Source organism: Rudaea sp. 3F27F6, from assembly GCF_005503555.1.
In the GTDB taxonomy this organism is placed as follows: domain Bacteria; phylum Pseudomonadota; class Gammaproteobacteria; order Xanthomonadales; family Rhodanobacteraceae; genus Rudaea.
Genome location: NZ_SCNG01000002.1, coordinates 310,133 through 330,075, shown reverse-complemented (window position 1 = coordinate 330,075; position 19,943 = coordinate 310,133). Strand labels below are relative to the sequence as shown.

Here is a 19,943-nt window from a genome sequence, read left to right as displayed (position 1 = left end):
TGTCAGGGCGGTTTCGTTGCATTCTAAGCGGACCTCGGTGGATGAGGTTGTAAACATTTGCAAGCGATGCGGAGCCCGTTCAAGTGCGTGTTTCGATGCTCAGGCGACGCACGCTGCGCGCGAATTCCGCAATGTCCTGCGCAGTCGAAAACGCGCGAGCGTAGCGCAGGCCGACATAGTCGCCGAACAATCGCTGAACTTCGCCTGCGCAGCGGTCGGACAAGGTCTGAGCCGTGCGCAATCTTGCCGCGTAGTCGCGCGGCCCTTCGCCGGCGCCGCGCGGCCCGACGATCCGCGAGAGCTTGCGGCACAGCGCATCGTAAGCGGCATCGAGCGGCGCGGCGCGGCGGCGCGTGGTGCGCATCGCCCAGAGCGTGGCGGCCGCGAGCAGCAGGCTGCTCGTGCCGATCAGCAGCCAGACCAGGGTAGTCGGATCGATCCGGTCGATGCCGAACGGGTTGAGCAGATTCTGCTGACGGCGCCCGTTGAACTGCACGATGAGATTGTTCCAGCCGCGATTGACCAGGTCGATCTGATTGCGCAGGGTCAGTAGCCAATCGCTCTGGTACCAGGCGCGCTCGCCGAACGCGACAGCCTGCGCGCCGAGTTCGATGCGCTGCGGGCTCACCGCCGCGGTCGGGTCGACGCGCACCCAGCCGCGCCCGGTCAGCCAGACTTCGGCCCAGGCGTGCGCGTCGGACTGGCGCACGAGCAGATAGTTGCCGGCGCGATGGAAATAGCCGCCCTGATAGCCGGTGACGACGCGCGCCGGGATGCCGGCGGCGCGCATCAGCACGACGAAGGCGCCGGCATAGTGCTCGCAGAACCCGCGCTTGGTGTCGAACAGGAAGTCGTCGACCGAGTCGCGGCCGAGCGGCGGTGGCGACAAGGTGTAGAAGAACGAAGCGTGGAAAAGTGCGAGCGCTGCGTCGATGATGGCCTGGTCGTCGTGCAGTTCGCTGCGCCAGGTCTTGCCTTGCGCGACGCTGCGTGGATTGAAGTCGTCGGGCAGAGCGAGCGCGGCTCGGCGCAAGTCGGATGGAAGCACGCTATCGAAGCGATAGCTCAATGCGGATTTCACCCGATAGCGGAACAACTCGGTCACCGGCCGGCGCCGTATCACGCTCATATCGTTGCCGCGCTGCATTTCCAACGGAATGTCGACCGGCAGATCGAGGGCGAACAGCCAGGTCTTGTCGGTCGGTTCGAGCGTCACTTCGTAGCCGATGGATGGGCCATTGGCGTTTACCGCGCGCGCGTCGGGTTCGGCGAAGCCGCTCTCGCGGCGGGTCCAGGTTTCGCCGTCGTAGTTGGTCAGCACCGGGCCGCGCCAATAGAGCTGCGCGCGCGCCGGCGGCGGACCGTCGAAGCCGACGCGGAAGGCCGCGCTGTCGTCGAGCAGCAGACTCTGTACCGAGCCGGGCGACATCGTATCGCTGATTCCGGTGCGCCCGCCCGCATCGCCCGGCGTGCGCCAGAGCGGCGAGTCGAGGCGCGGAACGAAAAGGAATCCGCACAGGGCGAGCGGCACGGCGAGACCGAGCGCGGCGAAGCCCGCGCGCAGCGGCGGCCAGTACGAACGCAGGTTCGGTACGATCGCCGACGCGGCGGGGCGCGGTTCGAGTTCGCGCAGCGCGGCAAGCAACAGGGCGAGGCCGGCGAAGGTCGCCAGGGCAAAGCCCAGGCTCGTATCGAACAGCAGGGCGCTCATCAAGGTGAAGCTGGCGAAGCAGATCGCGGCGAACGCGTCGCGGCGAATCCGCGTTTCGAGCAGCTTCAGTGCGAGCATCGCGCAGGCGAGCGCGCTGCCCGGTTCGCGGCCGATCACGTTGCCGTACTCTGCGGTGAGGATCAGCAGAAACGCGGCGATCAGGGCGAGTTTGACCCAGCCCGGCAGCGCCGCGTCGGTGCGGCGGTAGCGCGCCCAACTTATCGCGACCATCGCGAGAATGAAGGCCGAGATCGCCAACGGCAGATGCGGCGCGTGCGCAAGCGTCGCGGCGAGCACGGCCGCGCCGACGAAGCTGAATTGACGGATCGTCAACGTGGGTGCGCGCGTCTTGCTCATGTTGCGTGTCCCGGCATCAAGGCCAGTTCGCGCAGACAGGCGTGCCGGTGCGCCGGGCCTAGGGCCGGGCCGAGACGTATCTGCGGCAGTTGCAGCAGGTAGGGCGTCTGCAGGGTTTCGGCGCGCTCGATCCATGCGGCCAGCCGTGAGATGCGCGCCTCGTCGTCGAGGCCGTCGAGGCGGTGCCAATCGAGCATGATTTCCCGACTGTGCTGCGACTCGAATTCCTTGACCAGCAGATGATCCTGGCGCGCGCTGGCCTTCCAGGCGATGAGCCGGCACGGATCGCCTGCGCGATACTCGCGCAGCAGGCCGAATTCGTCGCCGTTGCGCCGCGCGGTCTGCGCCTGCGCCTCACCGCCGTTCTGCGGCAGCGCCGGCGCGTTGGTTTCGAGGCGCGGATAGACCAGGGCGCGCTGGTCGGGATGCAGCCAGCTCCAGACATGGAACAGACCGTATGGGTACTCGGTCCAGACGCGCACGCGGCCGATCGGCAGCCAGCCGCGGCGCGGCGCGGGCAGCGTCGTTTCGACCGCCTGGGAATCGTCGCCGGGAAGGTCGAAGACGATCGGCGTGGTTTCCGCGTTCGCGTTCGCAGCGTTCTCCATGCGCAGGCGCAAACTGCGTTTCGGCGCGGCCGCGGCGGACGCGAACAGCAGCGACAAGCGCAAATTGTCGCCCGCATGGCAGGGCTGGGTCCGGATCGAGCGCAGTTCGACGCGATTGAGTGTGCGGAAGCCGGCGAACACGCTTTGATACGCCGCGGCACCGAGCAGGCAGGTCAGCAGCAGACCGGGATTGTTGGCGTAGTTCAGCGCGCCGATCAGCATCACGAGCAGCATGAACGAATAGATCAGGCCGAAGCGCGACGGCACGACATAGATACGTCGCCGATGCAGCAGGATCGGCAATGACTCCGTGCGCTTCAGACGCGTCAGCGCCGGCAGCCGGCGTTCGGCCATCTGCAACAGGGTCGATTTGCGCGCGGTGAGAGTGCTGCTCATGGTGGAATCTTCAATGCGGGTCCGGGCGAGTGGATTGGATTGACCCGATCGAGCGGACGGGAATTCAATGCGCTTTGTTCTATCCGCTTAGAAGTGTTCTGGTCCGTCGGTGATTACGCCGGACGTTTTCAGCGTACGGCCACCTGATCGAGCAGCCTCCGCGCCAGTTCGTCGCGCGACGCGGCGCTTGCGGCGGCCGGAATGAGCCGGTGCGCGGCAACCGCGGCGAACACGGCCTGCACGTCTTCCGGTAGGCAATAGCCGCGGCCGTCGAGCAAGGCACGCGCGCGCGCCGCCTGAAGCAGCGCCAGCCCCGCGCGTGGCGACAGGCCGACGCGCAGTTCGACGTGACTGCGGCTCGCCGCGAGCAAAGCCTGCACATAGTCGATCAGCGCCGGACTGGCGAGAACGCGCGCCACCGCGCCGCGCAGTTCGAGCACCTGATTCGCGTCGAGGCACGGCGAAAGCTGCGCAATCAACTCGCGGCGGTCGCTCGCGGCGAGCAGGGCGCGCTCGGCGTCGCGATCGGGATAGTTGAGGCCGATGCGCAGCATAAAGCGGTCGAGCTGCGAGTCGGGCAGGGCAAACGTGCCGGCGAGGTCGAGCGGGTTCTGCGTGGCGACGACGAAGAACGGCTCCGGCAGCGCGTGCGTCGTGCCGTCGGCGGTGACCTGATGCTCGGCCATCGCTTCGAGCAGGGCGCTCTGCGCCTTCGGCGTCGCGCGGTTGATCTCGTCGGCAAGCACGAGCTGGGCGAACAGCGGCCCCGGATGGAACTTGAAGGCGGAATCGGCGCGTTCGTAGATGCCGACGCCGACAATGTCCGACGGCAGCAGGTCCGAGGTGAACTGGATGCGCGCGAAGCTCAAATTGAGCGTCGCCGCGAGCGCATGTGCGAGGGTGGTCTTGCCGACGCCGGGCAGATCTTCGATCAGGAGGTGGCCGCCGGCGAGAAAGCAGGCGAAGGCCAGTTTGATCTGCCGCGCCTTGCCGAGCACGACGCCGTTGACCTGGGCGAGCGCCGCGTCGAGCGCGCGGGCCAGGATAGGATCGAGCGGCGAGGGGACAGCAGGCGAGACTAGCGATACGGACATGCGGCGCGAACTCCGGAATATGTTCCGGAGTATAGGCATTTCGGTTAAACGCAAGTTCCGCGGCCGGCGCAATCTGCCAACGGCTGCGCCGATTCGCTCAGATCACGCCGACGCCGGCCTCGCGCAGCAGCCTGCAGAGCAGAATCATCGGCAGGCCGATCAGGGCGCTCGGATCCTGCGATTCGATGCGCTCGAACAGAGCGATGCCCAATCCCTCGGACTTGAAGCTGCCGGCGCAGTCGAACGGCAGCTCGCGTGCCAAATAGGTCTCGATCTCTTCGTTGGAGAGGCTGCGGAACACCACCGTCGTGGTGTCGATGGCCGCGAACTCACGTCCCGTCTCTGTACGTGTGTCGATCAGGCAGACGGCAGTATGGAAGACGACGCGGCGACCGCTGCTCGCGCGCAGCTGCTGCCGCGCACGATCGAGGTCGCCGGGCTTGCCGAGCACCTGCCCATCGCAGTCGGCGACCTGGTCCGAGCCGATCACGAGCGCATTCGGGTTGCCGGCGGCAACTGCGTGCGCTTTGGCCGCGGCAAGGCGCACGGCCAGCCGTTCGGGTGTTTCGCCGGGCAGGGCGGTTTCGTCGGTTTGCGGCGACTGCTGGCGGAACGGCGCGCCTAGCCGCGCCAGCAGCTCACGGCGGTAGATAGAAGTGGAAGCGAGGACGAGATCGAGGTTGGCAAGTGCGGTCATGTAGGTATTTTCGCCTGAAACCGGCCGCGGCCGGTACCGCGCCGGTCGAGACCTAAAATGCGGAAAAGATTGACTTTACCCACCGTCGAACCTACCATCGCGCACCCGTGAATCACACCTTGCCCGAGCTGGTCGATCCGTGGCGCATGGTGAGTGCGAGGCGCACGTTCGCCGGCCGCCTGCCTTTGGCGGCGATGAAGCGCCTGGCGAGCGGTCTGGCCGATGCCACAGGGGAAGTCGAATACGAGCTCGATTTCGACAAGGACGAAGCCGGCGTGTCCGGCGTCCGCGTGCGGGCGAAAACGGCGTTGCCGCTGATCTGTCAGCGCACGCTGGAACGGTTTGAGCAACCGGTCGAGATCGACGCGAAGCTCGGCTTTATCGTCGACGAGGAAGACGAGGCGGCCCTCCCGGCCGGCTACGAGCCTTTGCTGCTGGACGCAGCGGGTTTGCACCCTCGCGATATGATCGAGGACGAATTGATCCTGGCGTTGCCGGTGTTTCCGGTAAAGCCCGGAACGCAGGAAATGCAGCGCGAATGGAAGGAGGCGGGCGAAGTCGAGCCGGCCAAGCCGAATCCGTTCGCTGTGCTGAAGAACGTAAAACTATAGTTTTATATTTTTGGAGAAGTATCATGGCCGTAGCCAAAAGCCGTAAGTCCCCGTCCCGCCGCGGCATGCGCCGTGCGCACAACGCGCTGAGCGCCAAGCAGCTCGGTACCGACCCGACCTCGGGCGAGACCCATCTGCGCCACAACGTCACCAAGGACGGCTACTACCGTGGCCGCAAGGTGATCGACAGCAAGACCCCGGTGCACGAAGAAGATTGATTCGCCGGACTGGCGAGTCGCAAGCCGTGATTGCCGTTTCGGCGCCGATGACAACCGCAGAATGTTCCGCCGCCACCGCCGCATCGTGGCGCGCGGGCGTGTGCGGGTCGTGCGCCTGAACTTCGCACAGGGGAGAACATGACTTACGCACGCATTGCGGGCACCGGCAGCGCATTGCCGGAGCGCGTCGTCAGCAACGCCGAACTTGCGGCCAAAGTCGATACCTCGGACGAGTGGATCGCCGAGCGCACCGGCATCCGCCAGCGGCACATCGCCGCCGAAGGCCAGACCACGGGCGACCTCGCCTACGCCGCCGCCGTCGCCGCGCTGAGCGCGGCCGGCGTCGACGCGAAAGAGATCGACCTGATCGTGCTCGGCACGACCACGCCGGATCTGGTCTTTCCCTCGACCGCCTGCCTGCTCCAGCACCGCCTCGGCGCGAACGGCTGCGCGGCGTTCGACGTCAACGCGGCCTGCTCGGGCTTCATCTACGCGCTGACCGTCGCCAATCAATTCATCCGCACTGGCATGACGAAAACCGCCCTGGTCGTCGGCGCGGAAACGCTTTCCCGCTTTCTCGACTGGTCCGACCGCGGCACCTGCGTGCTGTTCGGCGACGGCGCCGGCGCCGTCGTGCTCAAGGCGGGGGATGAGCCGGGCATCCTGTCCAGCCATATCCATGCCGACGGTGGCTACAAAGAGCTGCTGTGGAATCCGGTCGGCGTTTCCGCCGGCTTCACCGACGAGAAGAACCACGGCCTGCGCGTGCTGATGCAGGGCCGCGAGGTGTTCAAGGTCGCGGTCAAGACGCTCGACCGCGTGGTCGAAGAGACGCTCGAAGCGAACAAGCTCGACCGCCATCAGCTCGACTGGCTGATTCCGCACCAGGCCAACCTGCGCATCATCGAAGCGACCGCCAAGCGGCTCGATATGCCGATGGACCGCGTCATCGTCACCGTCGACAAGCATGCCAACACCTCGGCGGCCTCGGTGCCGCTCGCGCTCGATTACGCGGTGCGTTCGGGCAAGGTGCAGCGCGGCCAGTTGCTGCTGCTCGAAGCCTTCGGCGGCGGTTTCACCTGGGGTTCGGCGCTGCTGCGCTACTGAAAACAAAGATTTCGGGATTGGAGATCGAGGAGTCGCCGGATGCGATTTGCCGCTGGCTCTCGATTCCAATCGGATTTGTATTTGTATAGAAGTCCACAAATTTCATGAACGAACAACTCGGTTCAACGGCGGCAGCGGATTCTTCCGAATCCCGAATCGCGAATTCCGGATCTCCCAAGCTCGCTTTCGTTTTTCCGGGGCAGGGCTCGCAGTCGTTGAACATGCTGTCCGATCTCGCCGGCGAGTTCTCTGTCGTCGAGGAGACGTTCAAGGAAGCCTCCGACAGTGTCGGTATCGACCTGTGGAAGCTCGCGCAGGAAGGCCCCGAGGATGCACTCAACCGCACCGAGAACACTCAGCCGGCCCTGCTGGCCGCAGGCGTCGCCGTGTGGCGCGTATGGCAGCAGCTCGGCGGCGCGCGCCCCGAGGTGCTTGCCGGCCATAGCCTCGGCGAATACAGCGCGCTGGTCTGCGCCGAAACGCTTTCGCTCGCCGATGCGGCGGCGCTCGTGGCCGAACGCGGCCGCCTGATGCAGGCCGCGGTGCCGGCCGGCGTCGGTGCGATGGCCGCCGTGCTCGGCGGCGACGACGCACAGATCGCCCAGGTCTGCGCCGAGGTCGCACAGGGCCAGGTCGTCGCGCCGGCCAATTACAACGCGCCGGGGCAGCTCGTCATCGCCGGCAACACCGAGGCGGTCGATCGCGCGCTTGCGCGGCTGGCCGAACTCGGCGTGAAGAAAGCAGTGAAGCTCGCGGTCAGCGTGCCTTCGCATTGCGCCTTGATGCGCGGCGCGGCGGACAAGCTCGCCGAGCGCTTCGAGACGATCGCCTGGCAGGCGCCGAAGATCGCCGTCGTGCAGAACGCCGACGCGAAATCGTTCGACACCTTGGCCGACATCCGCGCCGCACTCGCGCGCCAGCTTTATCAGCCCGTGCGCTGGACCGAAAGCGTGCAGGCGCTCGCCGCGGCCGGCGTCAAGCGCGTCGCCGAATGCGGTCCGGGCAAGGTGCTCGCCGGTCTGCTCAAGCGCATCGACCGCACTCTCGACGGCCGCGCGATCGGTGCGCCGGCGGATCTGCAGCAGGCGATTGCCGACTGGAAAGCCTGAGCGCTTTTGCCCGTCACTCGTAGCTCTCGACACGGCGGCAATCCGATTTTTGCGTTCCGCGCTTTAGAATCTGCAATGAGTCCGCCCGTCCGCTTGTGCCGGAACGGCGGGCTTCCGTCAATTTCCTGGGTTGAGGATTACCGATGAATTCCACGCTCCAAGGCGAAATCGCCCTCGTCACCGGCGCCAGCCGCGGCATCGGCGCCGCGATCGCTGATACCCTCGCCGCGCAGGGCGCAAAAGTGATCGGCACGGCGACGACCGAAGCCGGCGCTGCCGCGATCGGCGAGCGCCTCGCCGCGCACGGCAGCATCGGCCGCATGCTGAACGTCACCGACGGCGCCGCGGTCGAGAAGCTCGTCGACGACATCGCCAAGGAATTCGGCGGCGTGTCGATCCTCGTCAACAACGCCGGCATCACGCGCGACCAGCTCCTGATGCGCATGAAGGACGAAGACTGGCAGGCGATCCTCGACACCAACCTCAGCTCGGTCTACCGCACGAGCAAGGCGGTGATGCGCGGCATGATGAAGGCGCGCAAGGGCCGCATCGTCAGCATCGCCTCGGTGGTCGGCGTGACCGGCAATCCGGGCCAGGCTAACTATGCGGCGGCGAAGGCCGGCATCATCGCGTTCTCGAAGTCGCTTGCGCGCGAGATCGGTTCGCGCGGCATCACCGTCAACGTCGTCGCGCCGGGTTTCATCGACACCGACATGACCCGTGCGCTGAGCGAGGACCAGCGCAGTGCGCTGCTCGGCCAGATCGCGCTCGGCCGCCTCGGCGCCGCGCAGGACATCGCCAACGCGGTCGCCTTCCTTACGTCGCCCGCCGCGGCCTACATTACGGGCGAAACTTTGCACGTCAACGGCGGCATGTACATGCCCTGATACGGCGCGGGGGCGCGCTGGTGCGATCGCCGCGTATGCCCTACAATCCGCCCGGTTCGGGGTTAACCCTTTACGTAACTTTTCTGCCTACCTTGTGAGGTAAGTGTCACCATGAGCACCATCGAAGAACGCGTCAAGAAGATCGTCGTCGAACAACTGGGAGTCAAGGAAGATGAAGTGACGCCGAACGCGTCCTTCGTGGACGACCTGGGCGCCGACTCCCTCGACACCGTCGAGCTCGTCATGGCGCTCGAAGAGGAATTCGAATGCGAAATTCCGGACGAAGAAGCCGAGAAGATCACCACCGTGCAGCAGGCGGTGGACTACATCAAGGCGCACGTCAAAGCCTGATCGCGTCTTCAACCGACGGTACGAACTGCGCCCACGTGGCGCAGTTTGCATTTCTGCTTCCGCGGAACGAGCGTTTGAAAAAGCCTGGTTCGCTGGCGGATTTTCATTGAATAGTGCGGCCATGCACGGCCGCTTCTCGACTCCCGCGATCAGGGACGAGCGCAAAGGTAAACCTTATGAGCAAACGGCGAGTAGTGATCACCGGCATGGGCATCCTCAGTCCGGTCGGCAACGATCTGGCGACGGCGTGGAAGAACATCCGCGAAGGCGTGAGCGGCATCGGTCCGGTCACCAATTACGACGCGAGCGCGTTTCCGACGCGGATCGCAGGTGAAGTGCGCAATTTCGATCCGGCCGCCTTCATTGCGCCGAAAGACGTGAAGAAGATGGACCCGTTCATCCACTACGGCATCGCCGCCTCGGTGCAGGCGCTCAACGATGCCGGCCTGTCCACGCATGAGCACGACGCCGAGCGCATCGGCGTCGCCGTCGGCGCGGGCATCGGCGGCATCCATACGATCGAGAAAACCGCGATCACCTACCACGAGCACGGCCCGCGCAAGATCTCGCCGTTCTTCGTGCCGAGCTCGATCATCAACATGGCCTCGGGCAACCTGTCGATCATGCTCGGCCTCAAGGGCCCAAACATCGCCTGCGTCACCGCGTGTACGACGGCGACGCACAACATCGGTCTGGCGATGCGCATGATCCAGTACGGCGATGCCGACGCGATGGTCGCCGGCGGCGCCGAGTATTCGACCTGCGGCACCGCGATGGGCGGCTTCTGCTCGGCGCGCGCGATGTCGACGCGTAACGACGAGCCGACCAAGGCGAGCCGGCCGTGGGACAAGGACCGCGACGGCTTCGTCCTGTCCGACGGCGCCGGCGTGCTCGTGCTCGAAGAATACGAGCATGCGAAGAAGCGCGGCGCGCGCATTTACGCGGAGATCGTCGGCTTCGGCATGTCCGGCGACGCTTATCACATGACCAGCCCGCCCGATGACGGTGACGGCGCACGCCGCTCGATGGCGATCGCGCTCAAGGACGCCGCGCTCGCGCCCGAAGCGGTCGGCTACATCAATGCGCATGCAACCTCGACCGGCGCGGGCGACATCGCCGAAGTCAACGCGATCAAGGGCTGCTTCGGCGATGCGGCGAAGAAGATTCCGGTCAGCTCGACCAAGTCGATGACCGGGCATCTGCTCGGCGCGGCCGGCGGCGTCGAAGCGATCTTCTCGATCCTCGCGCTGCGTGACGGCGTGCTGCCGCCGACGATCAATCTCGACGAGCCCGGCGAAGGCTGCGATCTCGACTTCGTGCCGAACGTCGCGCGCGACGCCAAGATCGACATCGCCGTGTCGAACTCGTTCGGCTTCGGCGGAACGAACGGCTCGCTGGTGTTCCGGCGCATTTGATCGCCGCTCGCGGGTCCCGCGTGTTTTTCGCGGGACCTTTTCGGCAGCCGCGAGCCGGCCGTCGAGCGGCAGCGAAACGAGCGCGATCCATCGCGCTCGTTTTCCGGACCGGTCAATCATCTCTCCGCTGCGGCCGATGCAGCCCGAAAAACGAAGCGGCCGCCACGCACGGCGTAATTCCTTCTTGATCCGATGAATTTCATTACGCGCGAGTTGTCCGGAGCACGCGATCTGCTGGCGTTGGCGGCGCGTTGGCCGCGGCGCTATCCGGGCTTGCTCGAGAGCGCGGCGCAAGGCGGAATCTCGGCGCGATTCGATATTTTGTTTGCCGCGGGTGACGAAGGCCTGGTGCTCGCTGCTGACGGACGCGTGCGCGATCTGCGCGGCGCGGATCGCGGCGAATCGTTCCTCGCCGCGCTCGATGCACAGTGGGCGGCGCAGCGCCTGGCGCAGGAAGACCTTGCCGATGCACACGAGACGCAGCCGTTGTTCCGCGGCGGCTGGCTGCTCTACCTTGCTTACGAGATGGCTGCGGAGATCGAGCCGCGATTGCGCCTGCAGCGCATTGCCAGCGGCGCGGCTCCGGTCGCGCTGGCCTTGCGTTGTCCGGCCGCGGTGATCGTCGATCGGCTCATCGGCAAAACCGTGCTCGTCGCCGAGACCGATCAAGCGCATTACCTCGATGCGATGGCCGACGATCTTGCCGTGGCCGCCGACTATGTCCCGCAGGCATTGCCCGAGGCGCGCATCGAAGAGGACGATCCACAAGGCTTTCTCGATGGCGTCGAACGCATCCACGAGTACCTCCGCGCGGGCGACACGTTCCAGACCAATCTGTCGCGCGAATGGCGCGCGCATTTCGAGCGGGCGCCGGTGGCGGCCGACCTCTATGCGCACCTGCGCCGCGCGAATCCGGCGCCGTTCGCGGGACTGCTGCAGTGGGGCGATTGGGCGATCGCGAGCTCTTCTCCCGAGCGGCTGGTGGAGACCCGCGGCGACCTCGCGCAGACGCGCCCGATCGCGGGCACGCGCCCGCGCCGGCCCGGCGACGATGAAGCCGCGCGCATCGCCGAGTTGATCGGCCACGCCAAGGAGCGCGCCGAGCATGTGATGCTGATCGACCTCGAGCGCAACGATCTCGGCCGCATCTGCGTGCCCGGTTCGGTCGTTGTGGACGAGCTGATGACGGTGGAGAGCTATGCTCACGTGCACCACATCGTCTCGAACGTGCGCGGCCGCCTGCGGCCCGGCACTACGCCCGCCGAGACGATCCGCGCCGTGTTCCCGGGCGGCACGATCACCGGCGCGCCGAAGGTGCGCACGATGGAAATCATCGCCGAACTCGAACGCTGCGCGCGCGGCGCTTACACGGGCGCGCTCGGCTATCTCAATCGCGACGGCGACATGGACTTGAACATCCTGATCCGCACAATGGAATTGCACGGTAGCGAGGCGCATTTCCGCGCGGGCGCGGGCATCGTCACCGACTCCGTGGCCGAACGCGAGCTGACCGAGACGCGGCACAAGGCGCGCGGGTTGCTGCGCGCGCTCGGCGCGGCGGACTAGGGCACAATAGGCGTTCGTGAGCGCCGTCTGCGGGGAGTCCCCGGACGGCGCTGCCTTTGGATGTCGAAAGAGAGCCGGATGAAGTCAACTTCGGATAAGCGCAAAGGTTTCAGCTTCAAGCGCGTGCTGGTCAATGTGGTCGCGATTTTCCTGCTCGGCGCGCTGGCATTGGCCGGCTATCTGTATCTGCAGTACAAGCGTTTCGCCGATGCGCCGATCGCCGGTCTGGTTCAGGCCACGCAAGTCGACGTACCGATCGGCACGCATCTGCCCGGCATCGTCGGCTTGCTCGAAGAGCGCGGCCTGCAGCCGGGCAATGCGTATTTCTGGCGTCTGCTCGCGCGCGAACTCGACGTCGCCGGGAAGCTGCACGCGGGCGAGTACGCGCTCGATGCGGGCATGACCCCGCGCGCCTTGCTGAAGAAGATGGCGGCGGGCGAGGTGATCCAGCATCGTTTCACCATTGTCGAAGGCTGGACCTACGCACAACTGCGCGCGGCATTGGCGCAGGATTCGACGCTGCAGCAGACCTTGACCGGCGTCGATGACGCTGCGCTGATGCGCCGCCTCGGCGACGCCGATCTGCCGCCCGAGGGCGCGTTCCTTCCCGAGACGTACAGCTACGTCAAGGGCATGGGCGATTTCGACATCCTGCGCCGTGCGCGCGAGGCGATGAAGAAGACGCTCGACAAACTCTGGGCCGAGCACGCGGCCGACACACCGCTGAAGTCGCCGTACGAGGCACTGACGCTGGCCTCGATCGTCGAGAAGGAGACCGGCCGTGCCGACGAACGCCCGCAGATCGCGCGCGTGTTCCTCTCGCGGCTCAAGCTCGGCATGAAGCTGCAGACCGACCCGACCGTCATCTACGGCATGGGCACGAACTACGATGGCAATATCCGCCGCCGCGACCTCGACACCGACACGCCGTACAACACCTACACGCGCAGCGGCCTGCCGCCGACGCCGATCGCGCTGCCGGGCAAGGCCGCGCTCGCCGCGGCGATCCACCCCGCGGAAACCGAAGCCCTGTATTTCGTCGCGCGCGGCAACGGCAGCCACGAGTTTTCCGCCACGCTCGAGGCGCATAATCGCGCCGTGGCCAAATACCAGTTGCACAAGCAATGAGCGCGGCGCCGGGCAAGTTCATCACGCTCGAAGGCGGCGAAGGCGCCGGCAAGAGTACGGTGCTCAACGCGGTGCGCGAGCTGCTCGACGCACACGGGCTCGACGTCGCCGTCACGCGCGAGCCCGGCGGCACTCCGGCGGGCGAGGCGATCCGCGGCGTCCTGCTCGATCCGGCCCTGCACGGCGGCATCGCGCCGGAAACCGAGCTGCTGCTGATGTTCGGCGCGCGCGCCCAGCACGTGCGTGAGACGATCGCTCCGGCGCTCGCCGCCGGACGCTGGGTTCTCAGCGACCGCTACGTCGATGCGAGCTATGCCTATCAGGGCGGCGGCCGCGGCCAGCCGGTCGAGCGCATCGCCGAACTCGAACACTGGGTCACGATGGGCTTGCAGCCGGACCTGACCCTGCTGCTCGACCTGCCGGTCGGCGTCGGCCTCGCGCGCGTGCGCGGCCGCGGCCCGGCCGACCGCATCGAACTCGAGGCACACGATTTCTTCGAACGCGTGCGCGCCGCGTATCGCGAGCGTGCCGCCGCGCAGCCGCAGCGTTTTCGCGTCATCGATGCGGGCCAGCCGCTCGACGCCGTGCTCGAACAGGTGCGCGCCGCAGTGACCGATTTCGTGCGCGCGAACGCGACCGGAGAAAAGCAGTGACGCTTGCGCCGTGGAACGCCGAGGCGTGGAGCAATCTCAGCGAGCGCCGCCGTCGCGGCGCGCTGCCGCACGCGATCCTACTTGCCGGGCCGGCCGGGCTCGGCAAGCGCGATTTTGCCGCCGCGTTCGCATCGGCGATGTTGTGCCAGACGCCGCGCGACGACGGCCATGCCTGCGGCGCCTGCCGCGCGTGCAAGCTCGTCGCAGCGGGGACGCACCCCGACCTGGTCCAGGTGAACTTGGAACTGCGCGACGACGGCAAGTCGCGTACCGAGCTGACCGTCGATCAGATGCGCGGCCTCAGTGAACGCCTGTCCCTGACTGCGCAATTCGGCGGCGCCCAGCTCGCCCTGATCGATCCGGCCGACGCCATGAATCACGCGGCGAGCAACGCGCTGTTGAAGACCCTCGAAGAGCCGACGCCGAATACCATCATCGTGCTCGTCGCCGACGCGCCTTCGCGTCTTTCCGCGACCATCCGCAGCCGCTGCCAGCGCATCGAATTCCGCGTGCCCGAAGCCAGGCTCGCCCAGCAATGGCTGGCCGCGCACGACGTCGGCGGCAAGCAGGCGGCGGACGCGCTCAACGCGAGCGACGGCAACCCCGGTCTGGCGCTGATCTGGGCGCGCGGCGATGCGATGAAGCTGCGCAGTGAGACGGCCAAGGATCTGCGCGAATTGAATGCCGGCGTCGCCGCGGCGTTCGACGTCGCCCAGCGCTGGGCGCGCGACGAGGCAGATCTACGCCTGCGTTTCGCCGCGTCGCTCGTGCAGCAGCAGGGCAGGGCGCAGGCGCAGGGTGGACAGGCGCTCAGCGCCGGCGGGCCGCTCGCCTTGACCCAGACAATCGATTTGGTCAATCTTTCGGCTTGGTTCGACCGCGCCAACCGCACACGCGACTTGCTGCGCGGGCCGATACGACCGGAGCTGGCGATGCTTGAGCTGCTCGGCACGTGGACGGCGGCCGCCGCGACGAACCGCAACGCACAGCGAGGGAGTTGACACATGGTTGCAGGTTCCGGCACCGGCGCACCGCTGCAGGGCATTTTGTCCCTGTCGATCAAGGACAAGAACGCGCTCTACAACGCCTACATGCCGTTTGTGCGCGGCGGCGGCATTTTCGTGCCGACGGCGAAGCGCTACGGTCTTGGCGACGATGTATTCATCCTGCTTTCGCTCATGGCCGAGGCCGAACGCATGCCGATCGCCGGCAAGGTCGTCTGGATCACGCCGCCGGGCGCGCAGGGCAACCGCGTCGCCGGCATCGGCGTGCAGTTCAACGATTCGCAGGAGAGCGAATCGGCGCGCGTCAAGATTGAGGCCATGCTCGCCGAGACGCAGGGCTCGGAAAAACCGACGAACACGATGTGATCGGTACGGCCTCATGAAAAAGGACTATTTCGGCACGGACGGCATCCGCGGCCGCGTCGGCGAAGCGCCGATCACCGCCGAATTCATGCTGCGTCTGGGACAGGCGCTCGGCCATGTGCTCAATGCCGGCCACGCGGCGAAAGATCGCCGCCCCGCAGTCGTGATCGGCAAGGATACGCGCGTGTCCGGCTATATGTTCGAGTCGGCGCTCGAAGCCGGGCTCGTCTCCGCCGGCACCAACGTACAAATGCTCGGGCCGATGTCGACGCCGGCCGTGGCTTGGCTCGTGCGCGAGCTCGGTGCGAGCGCGGGCTTGGTGATCAGCGCCTCGCACAATCCGTACTACGACAACGGCATCAAGTTCTTCAACGCGGCCGGCGAAAAGCTGTCCGACGAAGTCGAGCTTGCGATCGAAGAGGCGCTGCGCCTGCCGCTCGGCACCTTGCCGTCGGAACAGCTCGGCAAGGCGGTGCGCGTCGACAATGCGCCGGCGCGCTATCTCGACTACTGCGCGGCGAGCGTGCCGGGCCTGTCGCTGTACGGCAAGCGCATCGTGCTCGACTGTGCGCACGGCGCCACGTATCACGTCGCGCCGCGCCTGTTCGCCGATCTCGGCGCCGACGTGGCGACGATCGGCGTACGCCCGGACGGATTCAATATCAACGACGGTTGCGGCTCGACCCATCTCGAAGCGCTCGAACGCACGGTGCGCGACCACCGCGCCGATCTCGGTATCGCCTTCGACGGCGACGGCGACCGCGTGCTCATGATCGATGCGCAGGGCGGCGTGATCGACGGCGACGACATCGTCTATTTGCTCGCCAAGGATTTGATCGCGCAAGGCCAATTGCGCGGCCCGGTGGTCGGCACACTGATGACCAACTACGGCGTCGAGCTCGCGCTGCGCAAACTCGGCGCGCCGTTCCTGCGCGCCAACGTCGGCGACCGCTACGTGCTGCAGATGCTGCGCGAGCATGGCGGCGTGCTCGGTGGCGAAGCCTCCGGCCATGTTCTGCAACTTGATCGCAGCGGCACGGGGGACGGCATTCTCAACGCGTTGTTCGTGCTCGACGCGTTGCAGCGCATGAATACGACCCTGGCCGATATCCGCGCCGAGCTGCACCGCTTTCCGCAGGTGCTGCTCAATGTGCGCGCGGCCGGCGGCGCGGCGCTCGTCGCGCACCCCGAGGTGCAGCAAGCCTGCGCCGAGGTCGAGCGGGTCCTGCACGGCCGCGGCCGCGTGGTGCTGCGGCCTTCGGGCACCGAGCCGCTCGTGCGCGTGACCGTCGAAGGCGAGAACGCGGATGAAGTGCGGCGATTGGCGCAAGGCTTGGCCGACGCCGTAAAATCGGCGAGCACGGCTTCCTGAGCAAGCATCCGGCGCTGGCCGGAATCGAAACGCGGCGATCCCGGGCCGCATTATTCAAAGAACATCTGGTCGGATCACACGTATGGCTAATCAAGTTCCCACCCTCGATATCCGCCGCTACGAAACAGATCGCGTGGCCTTCGTCGCCGAACTCGGCGCGGCTTATCGCGAATACGGTTTCTGCGGCATTTCCGGGCACGGCATTGCGCAGGAACTGATCGACAAGTCCTACGACGTGTTCCAGCAGTTCTTCGCCCTGCCGAACGAAGTGAAGATGAAGTACCACGTGCCCGGCACCGGCGGTGCGCGCGGCTATACGCCGTTCGGCATCGAGACGGCCAAGGACTCGAAGTACTTCGACCTCAAGGAGTTCTGGCACGTCGGCCGTGAGCTGCCGGCGGGATCGAAGTACGCCGACTACATGGCGCCGAATCTGTGGCCGAGCGAAGTGGCGGGCTTCAAAGAGTACGGCTACGGTCTCTACAGCGCGCTCGATGCGCTCGGCACGCGGGTGCTGCGCGCGCTGGCTCTGCATATCGATCTGCCGGAAAACTATTTCGACGACAAGACCAATTTCGGCAACTCTATCCTGCGGCCGATTCATTATCCGCCGATCACGCAGGAGGAAATCCCGAACGTCCGCGCCGGTGCGCACGAAGACATCAATTTCATCACCTTGCTCGTCGGCGCGAGTGCGGAAGGACTGCAGCTTCTGCAGCGCAACGGCGAATGGCTGCCGATCACCACGCAGGGCGACACGATCGTGGTCAACATCGGCGACATGCTGCAACGCTTGACCAATCACGTTTATCCGTCGACGACGCATCGCGTGATCAATCCGCCGGGCGAAAAGGCGCGTCAGCCGCGCTACTCGGTGCCGTTCTTCCTGCATCCGAATCCCGACGTCGTGCTGGATCCGCTGGCGCAGACGATCACCGCCGACAACCCGCGCCGCTACGACACGTCGATCACCTCGCATGAATACCTGCAGCAGCGGTTGCGCGAGATCAAGTTGATCAAGTGATGCCTTTAAGCCCTCCCCTTCAAGGGGAGGGTTGGGTGGGGATGGTGTTAATCTCGGCGTCACGTTGTGCCCACACCATCCCTATCCCGGCCTTCCCCTTGAAGGGGAAGGAGAAGTGCCGTTCCACTCCAAGCCGAAAAACATGCAAATCGAAAGCAAACTGCCCAAAGTCGGCACCACCATCTTCACCGTGATGTCACAGCTCGCGGTTCAGCATCAGGCGGTCAATCTCGGTCAGGGTTTTCCCGATTTCGACGGCCCACAGTCGCTGCGCGATGCGCTCGCCGCGGCGATGAACTCGCACAAGAATCAGTACTCGCCGATGACCGGCGTGCCGGCCCTGCGCCAGCAAATCGCGCTGAAGACCGAGCGGCTCTACGGCGCCAAGGTCAATGCCGACACCGAAGTGACGGTGACCAGCGGCGCGACCGAAGCGCTGTTCGCGGCGATCGCCGCGGTCGTGCATCCGGGCGACGAAGTGATCGTGCTCGATCCGTGCTACGACAGCTACGAACCCGCGATCGAGCTTGCCGGCGGCCGTGCCGTACACGTGCCGCTAAGCCTGCCCGATTTTTCGGTCGACTGGCAGCGGGTCAAGGACGCGATCACGCCGAAGACGCGACTGATCATGATCAATTCGCCGCACAATCCGACCGGCGCCGTGCTGTCGTCGGCCGATCTCGATGCGCTCGCCGCCATCGTGCGCGACACGAATATCCTGGTTCTTTCCGACGAAGTCTACGAACACATCGTCTTCGACGGAGAGTTGCACCAGAGTGTGCTGCGCCATGCCGAACTCGCTGCGCGCAGCTTTGTCGTTTCTTCGTTCGGCAAGACCTACCACTGCACTGGCTGGAAGGTCGGCTACTGCATCGCACCGCAGCCGCTCAGCGCAGAATTCCGTAAGGTGCACCAATACCTGACCTTCTCGACCTTCACGCCGGCGCAGTGGGCGTTCGCCGAAGTGCTCGAAACCGATCCGCAGCACTATCTCGACCTGCCGGCGTTTTATCAGGCTAAGCGCGACCGCTTTCGCGAGCTGATCGCCGGCTCGAAGTTCAAACTGCTGCCGGTACGCGGCGCGTACTTCCAGGTGGTCGACTATTCGGCAATCAGCGACAAGGACGATTTGAACTTCTGCGAGTGGCTGATCCACAACGCGGGCGTGGCTGCGATTCCGGTGTCGGCGTTCTACGAGACGCCGCCCGATACACGCCTGGTGCGTTTCTGCTTCGCTAAGAGCGACGAAACATTGGTGGCCGCGGCGGAAAGGCTGTGCAAGCTCTAAGTCGTCATTGCGGCGAAAGCCAGGCTGCACAGGCAGGAATGCCGGAGCGAATATTTGCGCAGGGAATGGCCTGCATGGCGCGCGGCATGATCGTCGCGTGTGATCCAGCTTTTTCTTTTCATACTTCGGCCGCAAGGGCTGGATTCCAGCTTTCGCTGGAATGACGATCAAAAGAAACTCCCGATGAAGTCACTGAAAATTTCTTTAGTCCAAGCCGTCACGCGCTGGCACGATGCTGCGGCGAACCGCGAGTACTATGGCGCGCTCGTGCGCTCGTTGCAGGGGCAGAGCGATCTCATTGTGTTGCCCGAGACGTTCACGAGCGGCTTCACCAACGAGACCTTGCACCAGGCCGAGACGATGCAGGGCGAGAGTTTCGCCTGGTTCAAATCGCTCGCGCAGGAAGTCGGCAGCGTGATCACCGGCAGCATGGTCATTCGCGAAGGCGAGCGCTGCGTGAACCGCCTCGTCTGGATGCGGCCAGACGGGGCGTTCGAGCTCTACGACAAGCGGCATTTGTTCCGCATGGCGAAGGAGCACGAGCGCTATGCCGGCGGCGATAAACGCTTGATCGTCGAATTGAACGGCTGGCGCATCTGCCCGCAGGTCTGCTACGACCTGCGCTTTCCGGTCTGGCTGCGCAACCGCTACGACAAGGCGGCGCTGCGCTTCGATTACGACCTGCTGATCTTCGTCGCCAACTGGCCGACGCCGCGGCGCGAGCCGTGGCGCACCTTGCTGCGCGCGCGCGCGATCGAGAATCTTTCCTACGTCGTCGGCGTCAACCGCGTCGGCGTCGACGGCAACAATCTGCATTATTCCGGCGACAGCGCCGCGCTCGATTTCGTCGGCGCTCCGCTGGTCGAACTCGGCGCGCAGGAGCAGACCGTGACGGTGACGCTCGCTGCCGATGCGCTCGCCGCGCACCGCGAGCGTTTTCCCGCCTGGATGGACGCGGACGACTTCGATCTGAAGGTGTGATGC

The 19,943-nt window shown here is 65.8% G+C and carries 20 protein-coding genes; 16 read left to right on the top strand and 4 right to left on the bottom strand.

Translation table 11 applies throughout. The annotated features are described in order from the left end of the window. Positions 1 to 79: 79 nt before the first annotated feature. From FFS30_RS09310 to FFS30_RS09295, 4 genes are all read right to left on the bottom strand, one after another. Positions 80 to 2,068: a DUF3488 and transglutaminase-like domain-containing protein gene (locus FFS30_RS09310; RefSeq protein WP_171014540.1), complete on the bottom strand. Its 1,989-nt coding sequence runs from the start codon at positions 2,066 to 2,068 to the stop codon at positions 80 to 82. Continuing rightward, a complete protein-coding gene (locus FFS30_RS09305) occupies positions 2,065 to 3,072 on the bottom strand; it encodes a DUF58 domain-containing protein (protein ID WP_137912871.1) in 1,008 nt (335 codons plus the stop codon). The genes FFS30_RS09310 and FFS30_RS09305 overlap by 4 nt, the downstream gene beginning before the upstream one ends. A 128-nt stretch (positions 3,073 to 3,200) precedes the next feature. Then, positions 3,201 to 4,166: an AAA family ATPase gene (locus FFS30_RS09300; protein WP_137912870.1), complete on the bottom strand. Its 966-nt coding sequence runs from the start codon at positions 4,164 to 4,166 to the stop codon at positions 3,201 to 3,203. A 97-nt stretch (positions 4,167 to 4,263) separates the two neighbouring features. After that, complete coding sequence (locus FFS30_RS09295) at positions 4,264 to 4,863, bottom strand: Maf family nucleotide pyrophosphatase (RefSeq protein WP_137912869.1); 600 nt, start codon at positions 4,861 to 4,863, stop codon at positions 4,264 to 4,266. Between the two features lie 119 nt (positions 4,864 to 4,982). Between FFS30_RS09295 and FFS30_RS09290 the strand changes: the two genes are divergently transcribed. The 16 genes from FFS30_RS09290 (at position 4,983) to FFS30_RS09215 (ending at position 19,940) form a co-directional block, all read left to right on the top strand. After that, positions 4,983 to 5,474 (top strand): YceD family protein, encoded by a 492-nt coding sequence (locus FFS30_RS09290; RefSeq protein WP_249352341.1) that lies wholly within the window; start codon positions 4,983 to 4,985, stop codon positions 5,472 to 5,474. Positions 5,475 to 5,497: 23 nt separating this feature from the next. Then, a complete protein-coding gene (gene rpmF / locus FFS30_RS09285) occupies positions 5,498 to 5,692 on the top strand; it encodes a 50S ribosomal protein L32 (protein WP_026293495.1) in 195 nt (64 codons plus the stop codon). Between the two features lie 138 nt (positions 5,693 to 5,830). Next, positions 5,831 to 6,799 (top strand): beta-ketoacyl-ACP synthase III, encoded by a 969-nt coding sequence (locus FFS30_RS09280; RefSeq protein WP_137912867.1) that lies wholly within the window; start codon positions 5,831 to 5,833, stop codon positions 6,797 to 6,799. A 104-nt stretch (positions 6,800 to 6,903) separates the two neighbouring features. Next, complete coding sequence (gene fabD / locus FFS30_RS09275) at positions 6,904 to 7,908, top strand: ACP S-malonyltransferase (RefSeq protein WP_137912866.1); 1,005 nt, start codon at positions 6,904 to 6,906, stop codon at positions 7,906 to 7,908. A gap of 143 nt (positions 7,909 to 8,051) precedes the next feature. Then, positions 8,052 to 8,795, top strand: coding sequence for a 3-oxoacyl-ACP reductase FabG (gene fabG, locus FFS30_RS09270; protein ID WP_137912865.1), 744 nt, complete (start codon positions 8,052 to 8,054; stop codon positions 8,793 to 8,795). 111 nt (positions 8,796 to 8,906) lie between these two features. Next, entirely contained in the window at positions 8,907 to 9,146 is a 240-nt protein-coding gene (acpP, locus tag FFS30_RS09265; protein WP_137912864.1) for an acyl carrier protein, read from the top strand. 176 nt (positions 9,147 to 9,322) lie between these two features. Beyond that, positions 9,323 to 10,561 carry a beta-ketoacyl-ACP synthase II gene (gene fabF / locus FFS30_RS09260; RefSeq protein ID WP_137912863.1) on the top strand — a complete coding sequence of 413 codons (1,239 nt, stop codon included), beginning with the start codon at positions 9,323 to 9,325 and terminating at the stop codon, positions 10,559 to 10,561. A 192-nt stretch (positions 10,562 to 10,753) separates the two neighbouring features. Beyond that, a complete protein-coding gene (locus tag FFS30_RS09255; RefSeq protein WP_137912862.1) occupies positions 10,754 to 12,127 on the top strand; it encodes an aminodeoxychorismate synthase component I in 1,374 nt (457 codons plus the stop codon). Positions 12,128 to 12,205: 78 nt separating this feature from the next. Further along, on the top strand, positions 12,206 to 13,255 hold the full coding sequence (gene mltG / locus FFS30_RS09250) for an endolytic transglycosylase MltG (RefSeq protein WP_137912861.1): 1,050 nt from the start codon (positions 12,206 to 12,208) through the stop codon (positions 13,253 to 13,255). Further along, positions 13,252 to 13,908: a dTMP kinase gene (tmk, locus tag FFS30_RS09245; RefSeq protein WP_137912860.1), complete on the top strand. Its 657-nt coding sequence runs from the start codon at positions 13,252 to 13,254 to the stop codon at positions 13,906 to 13,908. The genes mltG and tmk overlap by 4 nt, the downstream gene beginning before the upstream one ends. Next, the gene (holB, locus tag FFS30_RS09240; protein ID WP_137912859.1) at positions 13,905 to 14,909 is read left to right on the top strand and encodes a DNA polymerase III subunit delta'; all 1,005 of its coding nucleotides are present in this window, start codon (positions 13,905 to 13,907) and stop codon (positions 14,907 to 14,909) included. The genes tmk and holB overlap by 4 nt, the downstream gene beginning before the upstream one ends. A gap of 3 nt (positions 14,910 to 14,912) precedes the next feature. Next, positions 14,913 to 15,278, top strand: a complete 366-nt coding sequence (locus tag FFS30_RS09235; protein WP_137912858.1) for a PilZ domain-containing protein — start codon at positions 14,913 to 14,915, stop codon at positions 15,276 to 15,278. Positions 15,279 to 15,291: 13 nt separating this feature from the next. Beyond that, positions 15,292 to 16,647 carry a phosphoglucosamine mutase gene (glmM, locus tag FFS30_RS09230; protein WP_137912857.1) on the top strand — a complete coding sequence of 452 codons (1,356 nt, stop codon included), beginning with the start codon at positions 15,292 to 15,294 and terminating at the stop codon, positions 16,645 to 16,647. 82 nt (positions 16,648 to 16,729) lie between these two features. Next, positions 16,730 to 17,671 carry a 2-oxoglutarate and iron-dependent oxygenase domain-containing protein gene (locus tag FFS30_RS09225; RefSeq protein ID WP_137912856.1) on the top strand — a complete coding sequence of 314 codons (942 nt, stop codon included), beginning with the start codon at positions 16,730 to 16,732 and terminating at the stop codon, positions 17,669 to 17,671. A 142-nt stretch (positions 17,672 to 17,813) separates the two neighbouring features. Next, positions 17,814 to 18,959 (top strand): pyridoxal phosphate-dependent aminotransferase, encoded by a 1,146-nt coding sequence (locus FFS30_RS09220; RefSeq protein ID WP_137912855.1) that lies wholly within the window; start codon positions 17,814 to 17,816, stop codon positions 18,957 to 18,959. Positions 18,960 to 19,142: 183 nt separating this feature from the next. Further along, complete coding sequence (locus FFS30_RS09215) at positions 19,143 to 19,940, top strand: amidohydrolase (RefSeq protein ID WP_137912854.1); 798 nt, start codon at positions 19,143 to 19,145, stop codon at positions 19,938 to 19,940. Positions 19,941 to 19,943: the final 3 nt, after the last annotated feature.

Excerpts from the sequence above, each read along its gene's own strand:
- FFS30_RS09310 (WP_171014540.1), bottom strand. The coding sequence starts at position 2,068 with ATGAGCAAGACGCGCGCACCCACGTTGACGATCCGTCAATTCAGCTTC.
- FFS30_RS09305 (WP_137912871.1), bottom strand. The coding sequence starts at position 3,072 with ATGAGCAGCACTCTCACCGCGCGCAAATCGACCCTGTTGCAGATGGCC.
- FFS30_RS09300 (WP_137912870.1), bottom strand. The coding sequence starts at position 4,166 with ATGTCCGTATCGCTAGTCTCGCCTGCTGTCCCCTCGCCGCTCGATCCT.
- FFS30_RS09295 (WP_137912869.1), bottom strand. The coding sequence starts at position 4,863 with ATGACCGCACTTGCCAACCTCGATCTCGTCCTCGCTTCCACTTCTATC.
- rpmF (WP_026293495.1), top strand. The coding sequence starts at position 5,498 with ATGGCCGTAGCCAAAAGCCGTAAGTCCCCGTCCCGCCGCGGCATGCGC.
- FFS30_RS09280 (WP_137912867.1), top strand. The coding sequence starts at position 5,831 with ATGACTTACGCACGCATTGCGGGCACCGGCAGCGCATTGCCGGAGCGC.
- fabD (WP_137912866.1), top strand. The coding sequence starts at position 6,904 with ATGAACGAACAACTCGGTTCAACGGCGGCAGCGGATTCTTCCGAATCC.
- fabG (WP_137912865.1), top strand. The coding sequence starts at position 8,052 with ATGAATTCCACGCTCCAAGGCGAAATCGCCCTCGTCACCGGCGCCAGC.
- acpP (WP_137912864.1), top strand. The coding sequence starts at position 8,907 with ATGAGCACCATCGAAGAACGCGTCAAGAAGATCGTCGTCGAACAACTG.
- fabF (WP_137912863.1), top strand. The coding sequence starts at position 9,323 with ATGAGCAAACGGCGAGTAGTGATCACCGGCATGGGCATCCTCAGTCCG.
- FFS30_RS09255 (WP_137912862.1), top strand. The coding sequence starts at position 10,754 with ATGAATTTCATTACGCGCGAGTTGTCCGGAGCACGCGATCTGCTGGCG.
- mltG (WP_137912861.1), top strand. The coding sequence starts at position 12,206 with ATGAAGTCAACTTCGGATAAGCGCAAAGGTTTCAGCTTCAAGCGCGTG.
- tmk (WP_137912860.1), top strand. The coding sequence starts at position 13,252 with ATGAGCGCGGCGCCGGGCAAGTTCATCACGCTCGAAGGCGGCGAAGGC.
- FFS30_RS09235 (WP_137912858.1), top strand. The coding sequence starts at position 14,913 with ATGGTTGCAGGTTCCGGCACCGGCGCACCGCTGCAGGGCATTTTGTCC.
- glmM (WP_137912857.1), top strand. The coding sequence starts at position 15,292 with ATGAAAAAGGACTATTTCGGCACGGACGGCATCCGCGGCCGCGTCGGC.
- FFS30_RS09225 (WP_137912856.1), top strand. The coding sequence starts at position 16,730 with ATGGCTAATCAAGTTCCCACCCTCGATATCCGCCGCTACGAAACAGAT.
- FFS30_RS09220 (WP_137912855.1), top strand. The coding sequence starts at position 17,814 with ATGCAAATCGAAAGCAAACTGCCCAAAGTCGGCACCACCATCTTCACC.
- FFS30_RS09215 (WP_137912854.1), top strand. The coding sequence starts at position 19,143 with ATGAAGTCACTGAAAATTTCTTTAGTCCAAGCCGTCACGCGCTGGCAC.